The sequence below is a fragment of the Colwellia sp. BRX10-9 genome, assembly GCF_014077405.1.
Classification (GTDB): domain Bacteria; phylum Pseudomonadota; class Gammaproteobacteria; order Enterobacterales; family Alteromonadaceae; genus Colwellia_A.
In genome coordinates this window covers 16,732-40,020 of record NZ_JACGVV010000022.1, presented here as the reverse complement: position 1 = coordinate 40,020, position 23,289 = coordinate 16,732, and the positions used below count along the sequence as shown (strand labels likewise).

Annotated in this window: 20 protein-coding genes; 18 read left to right on the top strand and 2 right to left on the bottom strand. The window is 38.0% G+C overall.

Translation table 11 applies throughout. The features are described from left to right. Nucleotides 1-2 precede the first annotated feature (2 nt). The 17 genes from H4J69_RS13150 (at nucleotide 3) to glmS (ending at nucleotide 16,969) form a co-directional block, all read left to right on the top strand. On the top strand, nucleotides 3-446 hold the full coding sequence (locus H4J69_RS13150; RefSeq protein WP_182222562.1) for a flavodoxin domain-containing protein: 444 nt from the start codon (nucleotides 3-5) through the stop codon (nucleotides 444-446). Nucleotides 447-882: 436 nt separating this feature from the next. Beyond that, nucleotides 883-2,772, top strand: a complete 1,890-nt coding sequence (mnmG, locus tag H4J69_RS13145; RefSeq protein WP_182217500.1) for a tRNA uridine-5-carboxymethylaminomethyl(34) synthesis enzyme MnmG — start codon at nucleotides 883-885, stop codon at nucleotides 2,770-2,772. Between the two features lie 27 nt (nucleotides 2,773-2,799). After that, a complete protein-coding gene (gene rsmG, locus H4J69_RS13140) occupies nucleotides 2,800-3,432 on the top strand; it encodes a 16S rRNA (guanine(527)-N(7))-methyltransferase RsmG (RefSeq protein WP_182222561.1) in 633 nt (210 codons plus the stop codon). A gap of 21 nt (nucleotides 3,433-3,453) precedes the next feature. Further along, nucleotides 3,454-4,251 carry a ParA family protein gene (locus H4J69_RS13135; RefSeq protein ID WP_070375304.1) on the top strand — a complete coding sequence of 266 codons (798 nt, stop codon included), beginning with the start codon at nucleotides 3,454-3,456 and terminating at the stop codon, nucleotides 4,249-4,251. Nucleotides 4,252-4,278: 27 nt separating this feature from the next. Further along, nucleotides 4,279-5,163: a ParB/RepB/Spo0J family partition protein gene (locus tag H4J69_RS13130; RefSeq protein WP_182217502.1), complete on the top strand. Its 885-nt coding sequence runs from the start codon at nucleotides 4,279-4,281 to the stop codon at nucleotides 5,161-5,163. 311 nt (nucleotides 5,164-5,474) lie between these two features. Further along, entirely contained in the window at nucleotides 5,475-5,870 is a 396-nt protein-coding gene (locus H4J69_RS13125) for an ATP synthase subunit I (RefSeq protein ID WP_182217504.1), read from the top strand. A gap of 47 nt (nucleotides 5,871-5,917) precedes the next feature. Further along, nucleotides 5,918-6,772, top strand: a complete 855-nt coding sequence (gene atpB, locus H4J69_RS13120) for a F0F1 ATP synthase subunit A (protein WP_182175911.1) — start codon at nucleotides 5,918-5,920, stop codon at nucleotides 6,770-6,772. An 85-nt stretch (nucleotides 6,773-6,857) separates the two neighbouring features. Then, nucleotides 6,858-7,085: a F0F1 ATP synthase subunit C gene (gene atpE, locus H4J69_RS13115; RefSeq protein WP_086745850.1), complete on the top strand. Its 228-nt coding sequence runs from the start codon at nucleotides 6,858-6,860 to the stop codon at nucleotides 7,083-7,085. A 40-nt stretch (nucleotides 7,086-7,125) separates the two neighbouring features. Further along, on the top strand, nucleotides 7,126-7,596 hold the full coding sequence (gene atpF / locus H4J69_RS13110) for a F0F1 ATP synthase subunit B (RefSeq protein ID WP_070375308.1): 471 nt from the start codon (nucleotides 7,126-7,128) through the stop codon (nucleotides 7,594-7,596). 14 nt (nucleotides 7,597-7,610) lie between these two features. Next, nucleotides 7,611-8,144, top strand: a complete 534-nt coding sequence (gene atpH, locus H4J69_RS13105; protein ID WP_070375309.1) for a F0F1 ATP synthase subunit delta — start codon at nucleotides 7,611-7,613, stop codon at nucleotides 8,142-8,144. 16 nt (nucleotides 8,145-8,160) lie between these two features. After that, nucleotides 8,161-9,702, top strand: coding sequence for a F0F1 ATP synthase subunit alpha (gene atpA / locus H4J69_RS13100; RefSeq protein ID WP_070375310.1), 1,542 nt, complete (start codon nucleotides 8,161-8,163; stop codon nucleotides 9,700-9,702). A gap of 27 nt (nucleotides 9,703-9,729) precedes the next feature. Beyond that, a complete protein-coding gene (gene atpG, locus H4J69_RS13095) occupies nucleotides 9,730-10,590 on the top strand; it encodes a F0F1 ATP synthase subunit gamma (protein ID WP_070375311.1) in 861 nt (286 codons plus the stop codon). Between the two features lie 58 nt (nucleotides 10,591-10,648). Then, entirely contained in the window at nucleotides 10,649-12,034 is a 1,386-nt protein-coding gene (gene atpD, locus H4J69_RS13090) for a F0F1 ATP synthase subunit beta (RefSeq protein ID WP_070375312.1), read from the top strand. Nucleotides 12,035-12,108: 74 nt separating this feature from the next. Next, nucleotides 12,109-12,531 (top strand): F0F1 ATP synthase subunit epsilon, encoded by a 423-nt coding sequence (locus H4J69_RS13085; protein WP_070375313.1) that lies wholly within the window; start codon nucleotides 12,109-12,111, stop codon nucleotides 12,529-12,531. Between the two features lie 266 nt (nucleotides 12,532-12,797). Beyond that, nucleotides 12,798-14,171 carry a bifunctional UDP-N-acetylglucosamine diphosphorylase/glucosamine-1-phosphate N-acetyltransferase GlmU gene (glmU, locus tag H4J69_RS13080; protein WP_182217846.1) on the top strand — a complete coding sequence of 458 codons (1,374 nt, stop codon included), beginning with the start codon at nucleotides 12,798-12,800 and terminating at the stop codon, nucleotides 14,169-14,171. Nucleotides 14,172-14,363: 192 nt separating this feature from the next. Beyond that, entirely contained in the window at nucleotides 14,364-15,125 is a 762-nt protein-coding gene (locus H4J69_RS13075; protein ID WP_182217845.1) for a DeoR/GlpR family DNA-binding transcription regulator, read from the top strand. Nucleotides 15,126-15,136: 11 nt separating this feature from the next. Continuing rightward, entirely contained in the window at nucleotides 15,137-16,969 is a 1,833-nt protein-coding gene (glmS, locus tag H4J69_RS13070; RefSeq protein ID WP_182217843.1) for a glutamine--fructose-6-phosphate transaminase (isomerizing), read from the top strand. 387 nt (nucleotides 16,970-17,356) lie between these two features. On the opposite strand, the gene H4J69_RS13065 is transcribed toward glmS, so the two are convergent. Beyond that, nucleotides 17,357-20,377, bottom strand: coding sequence for a TonB-dependent receptor (locus tag H4J69_RS13065; protein ID WP_182217841.1), 3,021 nt, complete (start codon nucleotides 20,375-20,377; stop codon nucleotides 17,357-17,359). A gap of 1,057 nt (nucleotides 20,378-21,434) precedes the next feature. Between H4J69_RS13065 and H4J69_RS13060 the strand changes: the two genes are divergently transcribed. Further along, entirely contained in the window at nucleotides 21,435-22,316 is an 882-nt protein-coding gene (locus H4J69_RS13060) for an NAD(P)-dependent oxidoreductase (protein WP_182217840.1), read from the top strand. Between the two features lie 175 nt (nucleotides 22,317-22,491). Here H4J69_RS13060 and H4J69_RS13055 read toward each other — a convergent pair whose 3' ends face one another. Further along, on the bottom strand, nucleotides 22,492-23,232 hold the full coding sequence (locus H4J69_RS13055) for a FadR/GntR family transcriptional regulator (RefSeq protein WP_182217838.1): 741 nt from the start codon (nucleotides 23,230-23,232) through the stop codon (nucleotides 22,492-22,494). Nucleotides 23,233-23,289 lie beyond the last annotated feature (57 nt).

Here is a 23,289-nt window from a genome sequence, read left to right as displayed (position 1 = left end):
AAATGAGCTCATTTCAAATCATTGTTGGCAGTATGTTAGGTGGATCTGAGTATGTTGCTGAAGCCTGTGAAGAGACATTATTGGCACTAAATCACCAAACAACTCTTCACTTGCAGCCCGATTTTGAACAAATAATAGCCGATAATCAAACTTGGCTAATTTGTACATCGACTCATGGTGCTGGAGACTTTCCTGACAACATTCAAAAATTTGTTGAAGATCTTAAAAATAGCACTATAGATCTATCCCCAGTTAAATTTATGATCATAGGTTTGGGTGATTCAAATTATGATACCTTTTGTAAAGCCGCTAAAGATTTTCAAAAGTTATTACTATCAAGGGGTTGCAATGAAATAGTCGTGATCAAAACCTTAGATATGAGTGAAGAAATAGATCCAGAGGATCTTGCTCAACGTTGGTTAGAAAATAATAAAGATCTTTTATAAAGATCTTATTCATAAGTTATCAACAAAACTGTCCCCTACAACAACCATCTGTGGATAAGTCTGGGTAAAAGCTATTAATTTCTTATTATTATTCAGTGTATAGAATTCTAATTTATTTAGCTTGTGGATAACTAGCCATTTTGATCATAGGTTTAAAACCCTTTGATCAAAGTTTGATCACAGTGTTATGATCGTACTAATGAACTGTTATCTATAAGGAAAAAGGACTTATCAACAGAAAATGGCTTTACTAATAAGTAATAGTAATAAGATCTCTTTAAAGATCTTATATATTATAAGAAGGATCACACTCAGATCTTTTTAGTCATTTGATCATTCCCCTCATCGCAAAAAAGCGCTAAAATACGTTCCCTAATTTTTGAATAACAAATTATTCATAAAAATATTTTTAACGTTTAATCAAGGCCTGAAATTTATGTGGTACCAAGAATCTTATGACGTAATCGTAGTGGGTGGTGGTCATGCCGGAACTGAAGCATGTCTTGCAGCAGCACGTATGGGTTGTAAAACATTATTGTTAACGCATAACATCGACACCTTAGGTCAAATGTCATGTAATCCAGCCATTGGCGGAATTGGCAAAGGACATCTTGTTAAAGAAATTGATGCCTTAGGCGGATTAATGGCAACGGCTACAGACCATGCTGCAATTCAATTTAGAACATTAAATGCCAGTAAAGGTCCTGCCGTTCGTGCTACACGAGCACAGGCTGATCGAATTTTATATCGCTCGTATGTTAGAAGTCATTTAGAAAATCAAGAAAATCTTACTATTTTTCAACAACCTTGTGACGATCTTATTCTAGAAAATAATAGAATTGTCGGTGTATCTACACAAATGGGATTGAAATTTAAAGCGAAGTCCGTTGTTTTAACCGTTGGCACATTTTTAGCAGGACAAATTCATATCGGTTTGAATAATTACCAAGGTGGCCGAGCAGGAGATCCTGCAAGTGTAAATTTAGCAAAAAATCTACGTGATATGCCATTTCGAATGGATCGTTTAAAAACAGGTACCCCACCTCGTTTAGATGCACGCAGCTTAGATTTTACTAAAATGGAGCAACAACCAGGCGATGATCCTCGACCGGTATTTTCATTTATGGGATCAAGAGATGATCATCCAGCTCAAGTACCTTGTTACATTACCCATACCAACAGTAATACCCATGATATTATTAGAAATGGTCTCGATAGATCGCCAATGTACACTGGCGTTATTGAAGGCGTTGGACCAAGATATTGTCCTTCAATAGAAGATAAAATAACTCGCTTTGCAGATAAAGATTCTCATCAAATATTTGTTGAACCTGAAGGGTTAACAACCCATGAAATATATCCTAACGGTATATCAACAAGTTTGCCTTTCGATGTTCAAATGGCATTAGTACGTTCAATCAAAGGTTTTGAAGACGCTCATATCACTCGACCGGGCTACGCTATTGAATATGATTACTTTGATCCTCGCGATTTGAAACAAACCCTTGAAAGTAAATTTGTTGAAAATTTATATTTTGCTGGACAAATTAACGGTACGACTGGTTATGAAGAAGCTGGAGCACAAGGGCTATTAGCGGCGACGAATGCTGCAGCTCGAGTACAAGGAAAAGAAGAACTTATTTTAGGCCGCGATGAAGCTTACATGGGCGTATTGGTTGACGACTTAGCGACGCTAGGCACTAAAGAACCTTACCGTATGTTTACTTCACGTGCTGAATACCGATTATTGTTACGCGAAGATAACGCTGATATCAGATTAACAGAAAAAGGTTATAAACTGGGCTTAGTTGATGAAGCTCGCTGGAAAGCCTTTAACGAAAAAATAGAGATGGTTGAACTAGAGCGTCAACGCTTAAAAACAACCTGGATCCAAAAGGATCACTCTGGCGTAGATCAAATCAATGAGCTACTTAAAGCCGATATCAGTCGAGAAAATAGTTTAGAAGATCTGATCAGACGCCCTGAAGTTCGTTACGATGATTTAATGAAAATAGAAGGTTTAGGACCGGCAATTACAAATAAACAAGCTGCAGAGCAAGTTGAAATTCAAATTAAATATGCAGGTTATATTGATAGACAACTTGATGAAATATCAAAAAAGAAACGACACGAAAATACGCTGATCCCACTAGATTTTGATTTTACCCAAATATCGGGTTTATCAAATGAAGTTGTGGCAAAATTAAGTGATTCACGACCTGAAACAATTGGCAAAGCATCACGTATATCCGGTATTACACCAGCAGCGATATCGTTATTATTGGTTTATCTTAAAAAGCATGGTTTGTTACGTAAGATTGCCTAATTAAAATTATTAAAACGCGAAAAAAAAATGACACTTAAAACTGAACTAACATTACTCATTGATAAAAGCGAATTAACACTCGATGAAGCACAAATAGATTTATTAATTCAATATGTTGAATTGTTAGATAAATGGAATAAGGCTTATAACCTAACATCTGTCCGTAATACCAGTGATATGCTGGTTAAACATATAATGGATAGCCTAATGGTAGGCAAAGAGTTAAAAGGTCAATCATTTATTGATGTAGGTACAGGACCAGGTTTACCAGGTATACCGCTAGCTATTTTATACCCTGAAAGAAATTTTGTTTTATTGGACAGTTTAGGTAAAAGAATCACTTTCTTACGACAAGTGGTTTTTCAACTAAAGCTCAAGAATGTCACACCAGTTTTATCCAGGGTTGAAAAATATCAACCTGATGAACTCTTTGATGGTGTGTTAAGTCGAGCATTTGCATCACTTGAAGATATGGTCAATTGGTGTCAACATCTGATTGCGGATGAAACGGGGCGATTTTATGCACTAAAAGGTCAATTTCCCCGCGAAGAAATAGAACAATTACCAGAACATATAAAGTTTGTAGACAGTAGCGAAATAATCGTGCCTAATTTACAAGGCGAACGCCATGTTATTAAACTAAAAAAAATAATAATATAATAAAATACTTTCGAGGTCATTGTGGGAAAAATCATTGCGGTTGCTAACCAAAAAGGTGGGGTTGGTAAAACAACAACATCTGTTAATTTAGCTGCCTCACTAGCAGCAACCAAACGAAAAATATTATTAATTGATTTAGACCCTCAAGGCAATGCCACTATGGGCAGTGGAATCGATAAGTATGAAGTACACGCAACATGCTATGAATTACTTGTCGAACAAAAGTCTTTCGAAGAAGTGGTATGTCGAGAAACGTCAGGTTTATATGATTTAATTGCCGCCAACACTGATGTTACTGCTGCTGAAATCAAATTAATGCAAGTGTATTCTCGAGAACATCGTCTAAAAAATGCCTTAGCCCCTATTCGCGATCAATATGATTATATTATAATTGACTGCCCTCCTTCATTGAATATGCTGACAGTGAACGCCATGACTGCTGCTGATTCGGTGTTGGTGCCCATGCAATGTGAATACTATGCATTAGAAGGCTTAACAGCACTTATGGACACAGTTTCGCAGTTAACATCGGTAGTGAATGCTGACTTACACATAGAAGGCATTTTGCGAACGATGTACGACCCCCGTAACCGATTAGCTAATGATGTCTCAGAACAATTGAAACGTCATTTTGGTGATAAAGTTTACCGAACCGTAATTCCACGTAATGTCCGTTTAGCTGAAGCACCCAGTTTTGGCTCACCAGTAATGTATTACGATAAGTCATCAACTGGTGCAAAAGCGTATTTAGCACTTGCCGGTGAAATATTACGTAAAGCAGAACAAAAAAAACAAAAACCTGAAAAAACAATTGATTAACTATTTAGATAAACCCGAAGGAAAATTATGAGTCCAGCAAAACGTAGAGGCCTAGGTCGTGGCCTTGATGCATTATTAACATCAAATAAAGAAACTGATGATGCGACTCAACGTAATTTATCTTCTAATCAAGACAGTGAATTACAATATTTACCCATAGAGCAATTACAACAGGGTAAATACCAACCCCGCAAAGATATGTCGGCTGAGGCTTTAGAAGATTTATCAAATTCTATTCTTTCTCAAGGAATTATACAGCCAATTGTTGTTCGAAATATTAGTGAAAACAATTATGAAATAATTGCTGGCGAGCGTCGATGGCGAGCCGCGCAATTAGCTAAAATGGACAAGGTTCCTTGTTTAATTAAAAATGTACCCGATGAAGCTGCAATCGCTATTGCCTTAATTGAAAACATTCAGCGTGAAGATCTTAATGCCATGGAAGAAGCTATTGCATTAGAGCGTTTATTAACAGAATTTGAGTTAACGCACCAAGAAGTAGCCAATGCGGTGGGTAAATCTAGAACGACTGTTTCTAATCTACTGCGTTTAAATAATCTCAACGAAGACGTTAAGACATTGCTAGAACACGGTGATATCGAAATGGGACATGCACGTGCGTTACTAGCATTAGAAAAAGACATACAAAGTAATGCGGCTAGAACTGTTGTTGCTAAAGATTTAACCGTTCGTGAAACAGAAGCGTTAATTAAAAAGATACAAGCACCAGAGAAGGTGATTGAAGAAAAAGAAAAAGACCCAGATACTAAAAGTTTAGAGCAAAATTTATCAGAAAGATTTGGTTCACAGGTGACAATTGCTCATAACAAAAAAGGTAAAGGAAAATTGGTTATCTCCTACAGCGACCTATCTGAGCTTGATAGTATTATTTCTCGCTTCAACTCTTATTAGATTACGCGCATATTATATTTAAGGTAGTTAACGGGTAATAATAAAAAATATTGTTTATTACCCATTAACCACGATAAAAAATAAGTTTTATTTAACTATTTTATCTTTAGTTATGTCATTCAAAGGTAACGTTTTCATTTTCGATTAAAGCTTTCTAAATTTAGTGTTAAATTTTGTACATATTGGGGCAATCAGCGCCCTATTTTGTTGCATTAGTGCTGTAATTAAGTATACTTGCGACGACTTTTTTAAAGTTAAAGTATTAACTTTAAAAAATACTATGACTACGAAGCATTACGTTGGAGACCGCAGTGGCGAAAGGTTATCAAAATTTATTAACTACGCCTGGTCGAAAATTAGCGTCGAGACAAATCGGTATAATGACAATGTTGGTCGTTATATGCGCGGTAATAACATATTTCAATTGGGGACTCTTATACGCTTACTCTTTACTTGTAGGTGGAGTAGTGGTGATAGTTCCTAATATTATTTTCGCTTATAAAGCATTTAAGTATGCAGGTGCAAATGCCTCAAGAAAGGTTATGGAATCTTTTTATACCGGCGTAAAATTAAAAATGCTATATACAGCGTTATTATTCGCGCTAGTATTTAAATTTTTAGTGATTTCACCCTTAATATTTTTAAGCACATATTGTGTGGTGGTGTTTTTAACATTACTACTGCCAGTTTTTTTAACTGAACGTTAATTCACTGGCGATAAAGATTTATAAACTTTAACTTTTGGGATAATAAAATGGCAGAAGAAGTCACCTTATCAAGCCATATCCAACACCATTTAACTAATGCAAAAATGTGTACAACCGATACTGGTTTAGCATTTAATAAAGCATGTAGTGACAGTGGGTTTTGGACATGGCATATAGATACACTAGCATGGTCAATTGGCCTAGGTATGTTGTTTTTGTGGACTTTTCGCAAAGCTGCTAAAGGAGCTACTGTAGGTGTTCCTGATAAATTTCAATGTTTTATTGAAATGGTTGTCGAGTTTGTCGGTGACAACGTTAATAAAACGTTCCAAGGAAAAAGTACATTAATTGCACCATTAGCCTTAACGATATTTGTTTGGGTCTTTTTAATGAACTTAATGGACTTAATTCCAGTTGATTTCTTACCTGCATTTGCTGGTTTTGTCGGTGAAACTGCTTTCGGCATGGACAGTCACGATGTCTACATGAAAGTTGTACCAACAACAGATATTAATTTAACAGCTGCACTAGCACTTGGTGTGTTTTTATTGATGATTTTTTATTCAATAAAAATAAAAGGTCTTGGCGGTTTTGTTAAAGAATTAACCTTGCACCCGTTCAACACCAAAAACAAGTTAGCGATGGTATTTTTGATCCCTTGTAATTTATTACTTGAAACCATTGCTCTTGTTGCTAAGCCATTTTCGTTAGCACTACGTTTGTTTGGTAACTTATATGCAGGTGAATTAATATTCATCTTAATTGGCGCTGTTGGTTTGATGCAGCTTCCATTGCACTTTGTCTGGGCTGTATTCCATATATTAGTTATCGTATTGCAAGCATTCGTCTTTATGATGCTAACAATCGTTTACTTAAGTATGGCGAGTTCTGATAATCATTAATTTTTAACCTTTAACCTTTAACTTTAACTTTAACTTTAACTTTACAATTAAAACTTTGGAGAAAAAAATGGAACAAATATTAACAATGCCTGAAGCGATTAAGTTTATCGCAGTTGCTTTACTAATCGGTTTTGGTGCTATTGGTACTGCAATTGGCTTTGGTAACATGGGTGGTAAATTCTTGGAAGCGTGTGCACGTCAACCAGAACTAGCTCCTTCACTACAAGTGAAAATGTTTATTTTAGCTGGTTTAATCGATGCCGTTGCTATGATCGGTGTTGGTATCGCGATGGTATTATTGTTTGTACTTTAATTTCATTATTTGAACAGCTTACTATTAAGGAGGAGCGGTTGTGAATTTAAACGCCACTCTAATTGGTGAATTAATAGCATTCGTTGTTTTTGTTTGGTTCTGCATGAAATATGTATGGCCACCATTGAACGATGCTATTGAAGCTCGCCAGAAAAAGATCGCTGATGGACTTGCTGCTTCAGACCGTGCTGCAAATGATCTTGAGCTTGCTCAAGAAAAAGCTACTGCTCAACTTAGAGAAGCTAAGTCACAAGCTGCCGAAATTATCGAAGCAGCGAAAAAACGTGAAACGCAAATAGTTGAAGAAGCTGCAGTAAAAGCTCAAGCTGAGAAAGAAAAAATCTTAGCTACAGGTCACACAGAAATCGAAACTGAACGTAACCGTGTTAAAGAAGAATTGCGCAAACAATTTGCTATTCTTGCTGTCGCCGGTGCCGAGAAGATTCTTGAACGTTCTATTGATGCCGCCACACATAGTGACATCTTAGATAAATTCGTCGCTGAACTTTAAGAGGGAATAGAGCTATGTCTGAATTGACAACTGTCGCTCGTCCTTACGCTAAAGCAGCGTTCGATTTTGCTGTTGAAGCAAAGGCTATTGATAGCTGGTTATCACAGCTGACCTTTGCTGCTGAAGTTGCCAAAGATGAAACCATTAAAGGGGTTCTTTCTGGTGGTGCTTCAGTCGAGCAGGCACAAGCACTTTTTTTAAGTGTTTGTGGCGAGCAAATAGACAGTCAAGGCCAAAATTTCTTGAAAATAATGGCAGAAAACGAACGCTTGTTGGTGCTACCACATGTTTTGACGCAATTTTTAGCACTTAAAGCTGAATTTGAGCAAGAAGTTACTGTGGATGTAACCTCAGCTGTAGAAATTACAGCAGAGCAAAAAACAACACTTAGCGCCGCGCTTGTAAAGCGTTTGGCTCGAAAAGTAAAGCTTAATTGTATTGTCGATGCGACTATTATTTCAGGTTTAATTATTAAAGCTGATGACATGGTAATTGATGGCTCTATACAAGGTAAATTGAGCCGTTTAGCAACAATTTTACAATCCTAGAATAAGGGAAAAGAGCATGCAACTGAATTCCACTGAAATCGCCGAACTGATCAAAAATCGTATTGAACAGTTTGACGTTGTCAGCGAAGCTCGCAACGAAGGTACTATCGTTTCTGTAACTGACGGTATTATTCGTATACATGGCCTTGCTGATGTAATGCAAGGTGAAATGATCGAACTTCCTGGTAGCCGTTTTGCTATCGCGTTAAACCTTGACCGTGATTCGGTCGGTGCGGTAGTTATGGGTCCATACGCTGACTTAGCTGAAGGCGTAAAAGTTAAAAGTACTGGTCGTATTTTAGAAGTACCAGTAGGTCGTGGTTTATTAGGTCGAGTGGTTAACACTTTGGGTGAACCTATTGACGGTAAAGGACCTATTGAAAATGATGGTTTTTCTCCTGTTGAAGTTTTAGCACCAGGTGTTATCGAACGTAAATCTGTTGATCAACCTGTACAAACAGGTATTAAATCAATTGATTCAATGATTCCAATTGGCCGTGGCCAACGTGAACTTATCATTGGTGACCGTCAAATTGGTAAGTCTGCCATCGCTTTAGATGCCATTATTAACCAAAAAGATACTGGTATTAAGTGTGTATATGTAGCAATAGGCCAAAAGGCTTCTACAGTTGCTAACTTAGTACGTTCTTTAGAAGAGCACGGCGCGTTAGATAATACTATCGTTGTTGTTGCTGGTGCTTCTGAAGCTGCCGCACTACAGTACTTGTCAGCATATTCTGGCTGTACTATGGGTGAATACTTCCGAGATCGTGGTGAAGATGCATTAATCGTATATGATGATTTGTCTAAGCAAGCAGTTGCTTACCGTCAAATTTCATTACTTTTACGTCGTCCACCAGGTCGTGAAGCTTACCCAGGTGACGTTTTCTATCTTCACAGTCGTTTACTTGAACGTGCTGCTCGTGTAAACGAAGCATACGTAGAAAAGTTTACCAACGGTGCAGTTAAAGGTAAAACGGGTTCATTAACGGCTTTACCTATCATTGAAACGCAAGCGGGTGATGTATCTGCTTTCGTACCAACTAACGTAATATCAATTACTGATGGTCAGATTTTCTTAGAGTCTAACCTATTTAACTCAGGTATTCGTCCTGCTGTTAACGCTGGTATTTCTGTTTCTCGTGTTGGTGGTGCTGCGCAAACTAAAATCATCAAGAAGTTAGGTGGTGGTATACGTTTAGCCTTAGCACAATATGCTGAATTAGCTGCATTTGCTCAATTTGCTTCAGATTTAGATGACGCGACTCGTGCTCAATTAGAGCATGGACAACGTGTTACTGAACTGATGAAGCAAAAGCAATACAGTCCATTGTCAATTGCTGAAACAGCTGTATCGTTATTTGCTGCAGAAAAAGGTTACTTAAACGATGTTGAAATCGCTAAAGTGGTTGATTTTGAAGATGCATTACGCACTTACGTAAACAATGATCACGCTGAGTTGATGGCTACTATCAATGAAAAAGGCGACTATAACAAAGATATCGAGTCTGGTTTAGCGAAAGCAATTGAAGCTTTTAAAGCTACTCAAACTTGGTAATTTAGTTCACCTTTTTGGAGAATAGTCATGGCTGGTGGTAAAGAGATTAAATCAAAGATTGGAAGTGTAAAAAATACACAGAAGATCACCAGCGCAATGGAAATGGTTGCAGCTAGTAAAATGCGCAAAGCGCAAGATAACATGGCTGCATCTCGTCCATACGCTGAGAATATGCGAGATGTGATCGGTCGCGTCGCACTTGGTAATTTAGAATTTCGTCATCCATATATGGTTGAACGTGAAGTCAAGCGTGTAGGTTATATCGTTGTCTCAACAGACCGTGGTTTGTGTGGTGGTTTAAATATTAATTTATTTAAAAAGGTACTTGTTGATGCGGGTACACACCAAACAGCGGGCGCCGATGTTGAATTTGCCATAGTGGGTTCTAAAGCTACGTCATTTTTTAACAATATCGGTGCTAAAATAGTGTCGCAGAAGTCTGGATTAGGTGACAATCCTTCACTAACTGATTTAATTGGTAGTGTTAAGGTGATGTTGAATGCCTATGATAGTGGTGAAATAGATAGATTGTTCATTGTATATAACAAATTTGTTAATACCATGACGCAAAAACCAACAATCGATCAACTTTTACCTTTGCCTAAGTCAGATGATGACGCATTTAAGCATAGCTGGGATTATTTATACGAACCTGATGCTCAAGTTTTACTTGAAAAACTGCTCGTTCGTTATACGGAATCGCAAGTATATCAAGGTGTGGTTGAAAATCTCGCCTGTGAACAAGCTGCTCGTATGGTTGCAATGAAAGCTGCAACAGATAATGCGGGTGACTTAATTGATGATTTACAATTGGTATATAACAAAGCGCGTCAAGCAAGTATTACTCAAGAATTGGGTGAAATCTGTGCTGGTGCAGCAGCGGTATAAACAAAAGTTCTTTGTTTATTTTATTAGTAAATAAGAGCACAAGATTAGAGGATTAAACATGAGTACAGGTAAAGTCGTCCAAATCATTGGCGCAGTTGTGGATGTAGAATTTCCACAAAATGCTGTACCTCAGGTATATGACGCGTTAAAAATAACTGAAGGTAACCTTAGTGGCTTAGTACTTGAAGTACAACAGCAACTTGGTGGTGGCGTAGTTCGTACTATCGCCATGGGTTCATCTGACGGTTTACGTCGTGGTCTGAATGTAGAAAACACAGGTGAGAACATCCAAGTTCCAGTAGGTACTGCAACTTTGGGTCGCATCATGAACGTATTGGGTGAGCCTATCGATGAAGCTGGCCCAATCGGCGAAGAAGAAAAGTGGTCAATTCACCGCCAAGCGCCAGCATATGCTGACCAAGCGATGTCAAATGAGCTACTTGAAACTGGTATCAAAGTAATCGATTTAGTTTGTCCATTCGCTAAGGGTGGTAAAGTTGGTTTGTTCGGTGGTGCTGGTGTTGGTAAAACCGTTAACATGATGGAACTTATTCGTAACATCGCGATTGAGCATAGCGGCTACTCAGTATTTGCTGGTGTAGGTGAGCGTACTCGTGAAGGTAACGATTTCTATCATGAAATGAACGATTCAAATGTACTTGATAAAGTATCACTTGTTTACGGTCAAATGAACGAGCCTCCAGGAAACCGTTTACGTGTTGCCTTTACAGGTTTAACAATGGCAGAGAAATTCCGTGACGAAGGTCGTGACGTATTATTCTTTGTTGATAACATTTACCGTTATACATTAGCCGGTACTGAAGTATCTGCACTTCTTGGTCGTATGCCATCAGCGGTTGGTTATCAACCAACACTTGCTGAAGAAATGGGTGTACTTCAAGAGCGTATTACTTCAACTAAGAAAGGTTCAATCACTTCAATCCAAGCGGTATACGTACCAGCAGATGATTTGACTGATCCCTCTCCAGCTACTACTTTTGCTCACTTAGATGCAACGGTTGTATTGAGTCGTGATATCGCTTCGCAAGGTATTTACCCTGCAATTGACCCACTAGATTCTACTTCTCGTCAACTTGATCCATTAGTTGTTGGCGCTGAGCATTACGAAACTGCCCGTGGTGTTCAATCAACATTACAACGTTACAAAGAACTTAAAGATATTATCGCCATCTTAGGTATGGATGAATTATCTGAAGAAGACAAATTAGCTGTGAATCGTGCACGTAAGATTCAACGCTTTTTATCTCAACCGTTCTTTGTTGCTGAAGTATTCACCGGTTCTCCTGGTAAGTATGTGTCACTTAAAAACACTATCAGTGGTTTTAAAGGCTTACTTGCAGGTGAATACGATGATTTACCTGAGCAAGCTTTTTATATGGTTGGTTCTATCGAAGAAGCAGTTGAAAAAGCTAAAAACATGTAATTTGCTTGGGCGTGTTAGGTTAACGTAAGTCATCGACTTATTAACGATCTAACCGCCTACTTTAGGAGGTCAAAATGTCAGCAATGACGGTAAATCTAAATGTAGTAAGTGCAGAAGAGAATCTATTCTCTGGACGTATTGAATCATTACAGATCACAGGTTCAGAAGGTGAACTAGGTATTATGCCTGGTCACGCACCTTTATTGACCTCGCTAAAACCTGGTATGGCTCGTATTGTTAAATATGGTGGCTCAGTAGATGTTATATATCTTTCTGGCGGCATGTTAGAAGTTCAACCAAATAACGTAACCGTATTAGCTGATATAGCGATACGTGCAGACGATTTGGATGAAAAAGAAGTATTAGAAGCTAAGCAACGTGCAGAAAAACACATGAACGCCCATGGCGGAGATGTTGGTTTTGCTGAAGTTGCGGCTGAATTAGCGCGAGTAACTGCGCAATTACGCGTAATACAAGCGTCTAATAAAAAAGTCTAACTTTACAGACAAAACACTAAGTTTTAGTGACAGAAAAGCGATATTTACTTAAGGTATATATCGCTTTTTTTTGTCTTTAATATACTGGCTAATTAAGTCTTACCACAAAGTCACTCGGTTAAATTTACTGAACTTTGTTAAGCGATTAATCTTGATGATGTAAAAATATATCAGATACTTATAGCGCTACATGGCTATAGTTTATCTGTTAAAACAAGGTTACAATATTTGTTATTACCATCAAAAACATAAATAACGGATATACTATGTCTCTTTCAGTTGTCATTCTTGCCGCGGGTAAAGGTACTCGCATGCGTTCATCACTCCCTAAAGTACTTCACGCAATTGCTGACAAACCTATGGTTAGCCATGTCATTAATGCTGCACGCCAATTAAACGCCGATAATATCTATATTGTCTATGGCTTTGGTGGTGAAGTATTAAAAGCGACAATAGCGAAGAGTAGTGCAAATGATGATTTAACCTTTATTGAACAAAAAGAACAACTAGGTACCGGACATGCCGTAGATATGGCATCACCTTTCATTAAAGATAATGAAAATGTTTTAGTGCTTTATGGTGATGTACCACTGACCAAAGTTAGTACATTAGAAAAATTATTAGCGGTTAAACCAGACCATGGTATGGGATTACTAACGGTAAATTTAGCTGATCCTACTGGCTACGGTCGTATAATGCGTAAAGATAATGCAGTGGTTGGCATCATAGAGCAAAAAGATGCTTCGGCCGAACAGTTATTAATTACTGAAGCTAATACCGGCATTTTATTAGCAAATGGTGGAGATTTAAAACGTTGGTTAGCAAATTTGTCAAGTGACAATGCCCAAGGTGAATATTACTTAACTGATATTATTGCCGCATGTCATCATGAAGGTAAAACTATTGCTACTGCGCATCCCGATACCGAGATTGAAGTTGAAGGTGCCAATAATCGAGTGCAACTTGCTTCATTAGAACGAGCTTTCCAACTACGTGAAGCCGAAGCGTTAATGATAGCAGGGGCAAGCCTACGTGATCCTAACCGCATCGATATTCGTGGAAACGTAGTCATTGGAGAAGAAGTGCATATCGACATCAATTGTATTTTCGAAGGTGATGTTTCCTTAGCGAGTGGTGTGCAAATAGGAGCCAATTGTATTTTAAAAAATTGTACAATCGGCGAAAATAGCATAGTTAAAGCAAATAGTATTATCGAAGACGCCGTTGTTGGTAAAGACTGTTCTGTCGGCCCATTTGCTCGACTACGCCCCGGCTCTGTAATGAATAAAGACTCTCATGTTGGTAATTTTGTTGAAATGAAAAAAACAACTTTAGGAGCTGGTAGTAAAGCGGGACACTTAACGTATCTGGGCGATACGATTATTGGTCAGAATGTAAATATTGGCGCTGGAACCATCACTTGTAACTATGATGGCGTTAATAAGTTTAAAACTATTATAGATGACGGTGCTTTCGTCGGTTCAAATAGTTCGTTAGTGGCCCCGGTTACTATCGGTGCTAATGCCACCATAGGTGCAGGCTCTGTTATTGCCAAAGATGTAGCAGCCAGTGAATTAGCGGTTGCTAGAGGTAAACAAAGAAATATAGCCGGCTGGCAAAGACCGACCAAAAAAAGCTAGGTTAATTGATATTTAAAATGAAAGGGGCGCAATATGTGCCTCTTTTTTATGTTCACTGATATTAATTAGGATTAATATCAGTGAAATAAATATTTATTGCCATAAAAGCATACTTTTGTTCTAATAGCTTAAGTTACTAAACGAAACTTATTCTGTAAGATAAGTGACGAAACAAAAGATAAACTTAATCGCATGTCAAAAAGAAACACCCAGCAGCGTCGCCACAGTATTATCTCTGAGCTTAATGAGCACGGAGAAGTAAGTGTCGATAGTCTTGCAAAAAAATTCGTTACTTCAGAAGTAACCATCAGAAAAGATTTAGCTGCGCTAGAAAATAGCGGATTATTGCTCAGACGCTACGGTGGAGCTGTGCCTTTACCTAGAGATATTATCGAGCATAAGTCTGATAAAGTTTCGAAACGAAAGGTTTCAATTGCCAGTAAAGCGGCAACACTTATTCGTGATCATAACCGCATCATTATCGACAGCGGTAGTACGACTTCGGCCTTAGTGAAAGAGCTTAATAGCAAACAAGGTTTAATCGTAATGACCAACTCTTTAGCTATAGCTTCTGACTTACATGCGCTTGAAAATGAACCGACATTATTGATGACCGGGGGCACTTGGGATACACATTCTGAGTCTTTTCAAGGTCAAGTAGCGGAAAGTGTCTTGAGATCTTATGATTTTGACCAACTTTTTATTGGTGCCGATGGTATCGATATAGAGCGTGGCACGACTACTTTTAATGAGCTTTTAGGGCTTAGCCGCGTGATGGCCGACGTCTCTCGTGAAGTTATTGTACTTGTTGAATCTGAAAAAATTAATCGTAAAATACCTAACGTTGAAATTCCTTGGCAAAATATAGACATACTGATCACTGATGCAGATCTGTCTGATGAACTCAAAGCCAAACTCTTAGAACAAGACGTTAAATTACTCATTGCAAAATAAAAGGAAAAACTATGTGTGGGATCGTAGGTGCTGTAGCACAACGTGATGTAGCAGATATATTAGTTGAAGGGTTAAAACGCCTAGAATACCGTGGATATGACTCAGCCGGTGTTGCTATTATCGATAATAACAACCAATTAAACAGAGTACGCCGCTTAGGCAAAGTACAAGAGTTAGCAGACGCTTTAATAACAACCCCTTTATCAGGTGGAACAGGTATTGCTCATACGCGCTGGGCTACTCATGGTGCGCCAAGTGAAGTGAATGCTCACCCACATGTATCTAGTGAAAATATCGCTGTTGTTCATAATGGTATCATCGAAAATCACCAAAGTTTAAGAATACGTTTGCAGGGCATGGGCTACGAATTTGTTTCAGAAACAGATACTGAAGTTATTGCTCATTTAGTTCATCTTGAATTGAAAACATCAGCGACCTTACTTGAAGCAGTACAAAAAACAGTTAAGCAGCTTGATGGCGCCTATGGCACAGTTGTACTTGATACGACCGATAAGAGTCGTGTAGTTGTTGCACGCTCTGGCAGCCCTTTAGTGATAGGTTATGGCGTAGGTGAAAATTTTATAGCCTCTGATATGATGGCGCTATTACCGGTCACGCGAAAGTTTGCTTTTCTTGAAGAAGGTGACGTTGCTGAAGTCACTCGTTTTGAAGTTAACGTATTTGATACTAACGGCGTACCCGTAAAGCGTGAAGCAAAAGAACAAGATATCAGTCAAGACAGTGGTGATAAAGGTGAATACCGTCACTACATGCTAAAAGAAACTTATGAACAACCTACGGCTATCCGCAATACTTTAGAGGGGCGCTTGTCTGGTAATGTGCTCGATATGAATACTTTTGGTGAAGGCGCTGATGAAATATTTAAGGGTATCGAACACGTACAGATTATTGCCTGTGGTACTAGCTACCATTCAGGTATGGTTGCTCGGTATTGGTTAGAGTCGCTAGCGGGTGTTTCTTGTAATATAGAGATTGCTAGTGAGTTTAGATACCGAAAGTCTCATGTTCCTAAAAATGCCTTAATTGTAACTATCTCTCAGTCGGGTGAAACAGCTGATACTTTAGCGGCACTTCGCTTAGCAAAAGAGCTTGGCTATAAAGCCAGCTTAGTTATTTGTAACGTAGCCGGTTCATCTTTAGTACGTGAATCTGATCTCGCTTTCATGACCAAAGCGGGCGCAGAAATTGGCGTTGCTTCTACCAAAGCATTTACCACACAGTTAGTCGGCTTGTTAATGATGACTTGGGCTATAGGTAAACATCACGGTATGAGTGAAGCGGTTCAAAATGAAATCGCCAGTTCATTAATGGCTTTACCCAGTAAACTAGAAGAAGTCTTAGCATTAGCAAGTTCTATCGAAGATTTAGCAGAAGACTTTGCTGACAAACACAACGCTTTGTTTTTAGGTCGTGGCGACCAATATCCTATCGCTATGGAAGGGGCTTTAAAGTTAAAAGAAATCTCTTATATCCATGCTGAAGCATACGCCGCTGGTGAATTAAAACATGGACCATTAGCGTTAATTGATGCTGATATGCCTGTAATCGTTGTTGCGCCTAAAAATGATTTAATTGAAAAGCTTAAATCAAATGTTGAAGAAGTCCGCGCGCGCGGTGGCTTAATGTATGTGTTCGCTGACAGTGAAGCAAATTTTGCCAGTGATGATACGATGAAAGTTATTAATGTGCCGGTATGTGACGATTTAATCGCACCCATTGTTTATACGTTACCACTGCAATTGCTTTCATATTATGTCGCAATAATTAAAGGCACAGATGTTGATCAACCTCGTAACTTAGCAAAATCAGTTACCGTTGAGTAATAGGTCTTATATTAAAGAAAACTGTTGTTATCGATAAATAGGTTTGAGATCTAGTTAATAGATATGAGATCTTAATTATAAAGCGACTTACTCTTTTGAGTGGTCGCTTTTTTATTGGTCATAGATTCATTGTTAGGGTCTTTCATCTAATGTAGACACTAATTTGTCTTAATAAACAGTCCGCTTAGCCCCCATTACACTTTTATAATTTTAGAAAAAGCACTTTTTATTTTCTACAATAACCTTGGTTGTTATCACAGCACTATTTTTATTTAAAAAAAAGTCATTAACGAGATTTTTCTCATTAATGACTTAATTGATGCTTTACCTACAGCGCTGACATCCAAATAAATATGACTATAGGACGGAATAAGCGCTTTTTATTTCTTAGAACTTGTAGCTAATACCAAAGGTAATACGACGGTCTGTTATACCTTGAGCACATAACATAGCCCCTTCATTAACACATGACTGTGTAATGTCTGACTCTGTTAAGTTGACAGCTTCAACACCAAGGTTTAAATTTTCATCGACGTCATAACTTACACTAGCATTAAGTTGTCCTCTGTCATGGGTTACAACAGGGAAGCCTAATGTAGAGTTAAGGCTAGCGCCCGCTGCAGTATCTTCAGTGCGAAACGCATCACGCCACGTATAACGTAATCTTGCTGAAAGACCAAATTTTTCATAGTAAACAGCTACATTGTAAGCGTTTTCTGAAAAATCAAGTAAACCTCGTTCTGATGAATACGTGACAAAGTTTGCATCGTCATAAACACCTTGTATTGCATTAAGGATATCTGTTCCGCGTGACGCTGAAGTGTAAAAAGCTGAACCGCCTTTATACTCTTGTATGGTGTAGTTGGCGACAATGCCGAAACCTGATGCCCAACCTAAGTCTTCTTCGAAGCTGGAAAGGTCATACTGGACAGCCATTTCTATACCTGATTGAGTCGTTGTTGCAGTATCATTAAAGAGTGTTTCAACATCAACACACAAACCTGTGGTATTTGGATCTCCGATTGCATTAGGCTGAACGGCAGGGTTATAGATACCGCCTCCTGCACATGTAGGTCCAGGTTCACGCCAACCGTTTGCGTCAATTGCTGCACTTTCTAATTGAGTAACAAATAAGTTAGTACGTTCTTTTTTGAAATAGCCGATACTAACTACTGCTGCCTCAGCAAAATACCATTCAGCAGAAAGATCAAACGAAGTGACTTCTTCAGGTTCCAAACCAGCATTACCAATTTCGACAGATTGATTTTCGTTTGTACCAAATGATACCGAGGTATTTAAATCGCCAAAGTTAGGACGAAGAATGTCTTTACCCCAACCTAAACGTAAAACCACATCGTCAGTTACATCGGCAACTAAATTCAAACGAGGTAATGTATAACTATAATCACCTTTGTTTGTTGCTGGCGTTGCAACACCATTGACTACTGTATTACCTGTTGATGCAATATCTGTTGATATATGACGAACACCAAAATTACCACGGAACATTTTATATTCAAAGTTTGCTTGTGCGTATAGCGCATGCGTTTCTTCTTTTATTTTAAAAGCTGCGGTATCTGAAGGTGTCAGGTTTGAAAAGTCTTGTTTACCGCCATGAGCAACAATAGCCGCTTCTAAGGTCGCTAACACACCGTCTGGATCATTGAATGCTAAGTCTGGATTAACAATAAGAAAATTTCTAAGGGCTAGTTCTCTACCATCGGCATCACCAAAGTGGCTAGGACCAGCAACAAGAAGTTCTGAAAACAAAGCGCCGTTTGGACTATCAACCATTTTGCTGAAGCCACCAATACGATCAGATATTGATACTGCACTATGTTTTGTTTCATTGTAGCGATAACCGAAATCAACAGAAGTGATCATACTTTCATCGATAAAATAAGTGAAATCAGTGCGGAATGCATTTTCAGAATTATCTGTAGAGCTTCTACTTATGTCTACCTGATCTAGCACAACGTTATTTGGATTAAGTAAATCATCAACAGTTGGTGCGAATGGAGAAGCAAAATCAATACCAAATGCCAATGAGTCACCAGTTAAATCATAAATAAATGGCACACTGTTATCGTTACTCGAACCATCAAGAGGCGTCAGTGGGTTAGGGTTAATAAAGTTTAATTGAGTGTTTAATGAAGGGGTAACGGTATCAGAATTTGCTGTAGACAACTCAGCACTTACAAATAAGTTATTACCTTGCCATTCACCACCAAATCTAAAAACTTCGGTGTCTGTGACACGAGCACCAGTATCACTGTTAAAGCGTAAGTTTGGATCGTCGTCATCAACTGAATTGATTGGTTGAATTGTGCCTCTGGTAGCCGCTTGAATACTGCCTAGATTTACACCATCAAGAGAGCCAAAGTTTATTGTTTCAAACTGAGAAGGTAAAGTGTAGTTAAGTACACTACTAACACCTGAACCTTGTACTCGTGTACTTTCTTGACGACGCTCTTGGCTGGTAATAATAGCATCAAAGAAAAATTTCGTGTTGTCGTTAGGGGCAAACTCAAGAGTAGTGGCAATATTGGTTGTTTCATATTCAAAATTTTCTAATTCCTGATTAAGGAATTGAATGCCGAGAAAATCGAAATCTTGAGCTGCAGGTCTTTTAGTTGCTTGATCTTCTAATGTGCCACTTCTATAGACGTCAGCGTTAACATTTTCAACAAGGCTACCATCACGGTCAACGCGTGGACGAAATGACGTAGCTTCTTGTTTAGCGTAGCTACCACTTATAACAAATCCAAATTTACCTGAGTCAAGTTCCCAGTTATCTCCGTATGCTCCTGAGAATCTTGGCTGAACACCATCAGTGGTTAAACTACTGTCTTCACCTTGTAAGCGAAGTGATCCTAATGTCTCAGTCAACTCAAGAGGACGAATAGTACGTAAATTTACCGTGCCACCAATAGAGCCTTCGGTCGTTTTAGCTTCTGGTGATTTTGTTATTTCAACACCCGCGATAATGGCCGCTGAAAGATCTTCAAAATTCATTCCACTTCGTCCAGACCCTGAGCCGACTGTCGAAGCACCATTAATTTCAACACGGTTAGCGTTACTACCACGAATTTGAACACCAGTACCTATACCAGCTGTTCTTGTGATTTGAACGCCTGTTACGTTTTCAAGAACCTCTGCAAGGTTTTGGTCAGGTAGCTTACCAATATCTGTAGCCATAATGACTTCGACCAGGTTAGCTGTTTCACGTTTTTCTGCAAGGGCAGTCGTTAGAGAGCTTCGCATACCCGTAACCTGAATTACTTCAATTTCAGTTTCATTGTTTACTTGTGGTTCTATTTCAGCTTCTTGTGCACTTACCGATGCTGCAAAATTCAGCGAGGTAGCTGAAAGAATCGCTAATGTTAATTTTGATAATTTTTGTCTCATATATTTCCCCTGTGTAGTTTTTTTGAAATTTGATTTGTAAACATCTCAAAAGCCACATCTTTAATTTATAAAAGTCGTCCCCTAAACCCCCAACACCTTACAAGTAAATTACTTAGTACTGATAAGGAATTACTACAGATAGTTACAATAAAAATTGGAAAGGTCAATCTTTTGGTTATACAAAACAAGTGTAAAAATGTGTAAATTGGTATACCAATATTCGCTTCGTTGGTTACCAGGTTGTTTGTTTATTGTTGTTTTGTCTTGTAAGTTATTGAATAAACAGTTTTTGGTCGATTATTGTGCATTAGTAATAACGAATGTTTTTATTTTTATATGTATCTTTTATATTCTAATAAAATATAAAGGAGTGTAGTTTATATATTGTAATGGTCTAGATAGGTTATGGTTGAATTTTTGCTGATCAACCATATATTTTTTATTGGTTGACCGGGTGGCGGCGCACAATTGATTCAACACTAATCTATTAGATAATAGCCATTAAAGTGATGTTTATTAGTAACAATATAAACGTTATTGTAAAACTTCAGCGCTTTGTATGAGCTAAAAATATAATAAATTATCATATAATGATAAGTATATATTTAACAATAAATTTTAGTTAAAGGGCATTTAAATCATATACTTGGTTTTTATCTGACTGTTATAAATGAAATGGTTAAACTATAAAATAGCTTAGATGAATACGGGTAACACCTATAAGCTTCATTATTTTTAATAAGTTAAACCAACTCTATTACCAATAATTATTGATTGGTTGACACCTATTGTTGTTTTGGTTAGTATTTAATGGTTCCTTATTGTTTCGAGTGTTTCTAAGCAATAAGTTTGTATAGACACAAGACAAGCATACCGTGTTTATACCGAAATTATTAACCGCTTGAATATAAGGTTCGGTGTTCGGTTTATATACCGAGTATTACCCTAGGGCTTAGATAATTTAGCTAAATATACTCAAATAAAATAACATGCCCATCGATAAAGTGAGCAATGTTGCACTCAGATAAACAAACAATAATATTTTTAGGAGTTAGATATGACAAAACCTATTATAGGTTTCATCGGCCTTGGCCTTATGGGCGGCAACATGGTCGAAAACTTACAAACGCGTGGCTTTCAAGTAAATGTAATGGATTTAAATAAAGAGGCGGTTGCTAAGGTAATTGCTCGCGGTAATGCTACTGAAGTCACCTCAGCGAAAGAACTCGCAGAACGTAGTGATATAGTAATGCTTGCGTTAACAACTTCTGTTGTTGTTGAAAAGCTAGTTTATGCTGAAGACGGTATTTTAGCGGGTATTAAAGAAGGTGCTGTTCTGATTGATTTTGGTACTTCTATACCAGCATCTACTCGTAAGATTGGTGCAGATCTTGCCAAGAAAGGCGCAGGGATGATTGATGCCCCATTAGGTCGAACACCCGCTCATGCTAAAGATGGCTTACTTAATATTATGGCTGCTGGTGACTTAGATACTTTTAATAAAGTGAAGCCTATTTTAGAACAGCAAGGTGAAAATGTATTCCATCTTGGCGCTCTTGGTGCAGGTCACACGACTAAGCTCATAAATAACTTCATCGGTATGACTACGGTTACAGCGATGTCACAAGCTTTTGCTGTTGCTGATAAAGCTGGCGTTGACCGCCAACAGCTTTTTGATATTATGTCGACAGGTCCATCTAACTCACCGTTTATGGGCTTTTGTAAAAACTACGCCGTAGATGGTGTAAGTGATTTAGGTTTCTCTATCGCTAATGCGAATAAAGATTTAGGTTACTTTTTAGAAATGGTCAAAGACCTTGGTACTGTGTCACAAATTGCTGAAGGTACTTCTGCCAATCTAAATGCAGCAGTTGCTGCCGACATGGGTAATGGTAACGTGCCAGAAATATTTGACTACTTCCTTAAATTGGCGAAGTAATTTCAATGTATATCATGCTAAAGTGACGAATATTGTTTTAGCATAATGACGCTATTAGTAAGGCGACCGCACTGTTGTTAGATTTTAAGTGATGAGTTGATTGACGATATAGTTAAATAAAAGGCCTCTATTAAAGAGGCCTTTTATGTTTTACCTGATATAAAGTTATAATTAATTAAATATCGTTAGAGTGAGGAATTGAATAAAGTCCACGCTTTTCACTGTTTTTTTGTTTTATTTCTTCTAACGCTCTCGACTCAACGGCATCAAATAAGGCGTTTATTAGTCGGTTAAAATGACTGTGCATAGCAAGCCTTGCTTGAGGAGCGTCTCTTAATTTTAATGCCTGATAGATCGCTTTATGCTCTGCAAGTGTTTTTGAATTATCTTTACTGCAAACACTGTCATAATCTTTAATAATTTCTGGTGTTGATGAGCGAAGCTTCCAAAGATTTTGTACGGTTAAAATCATCGCACTATTACGGGTAGCATTGGCTATAATTTGATGGAATTCTTTATCAGCGGCAGCAATAAACTGACTGTTTTCCATATCAACTAAGGTTTGATGTAAGCGAACCAATTCATCTTCGGTGATGGTTGTTGCCGCAATCGCTGCTACTTCACCTTCAATTAATGCTCTAGCTTGAGTAACCTCAAAAGCATTAATTTGCTTGTGTAAGCCCGATAATTGGTTAACCGGTTTTAAAACATAAACGCCGGAACCTGTTTTAACTTCAATTTTCTCACGAACTTCTAGGGCAATTATTGCCTCTCGAATCGTTGGTCTGCTCACTTTAAATGTTTCAGCTAATTCTCTTTCTGGTGGTAAGCGACTGCCTGCGGTGTAAATTTCAGAATCAATTAAAGCCTCTATTTTATCTACAATACCCCAAAATAGCCTGCGGTTGCTGCTCATATTATTTTCCTTAGCTAAATATAATAAAGTGATGCCCTATATAACTAATCATATAGC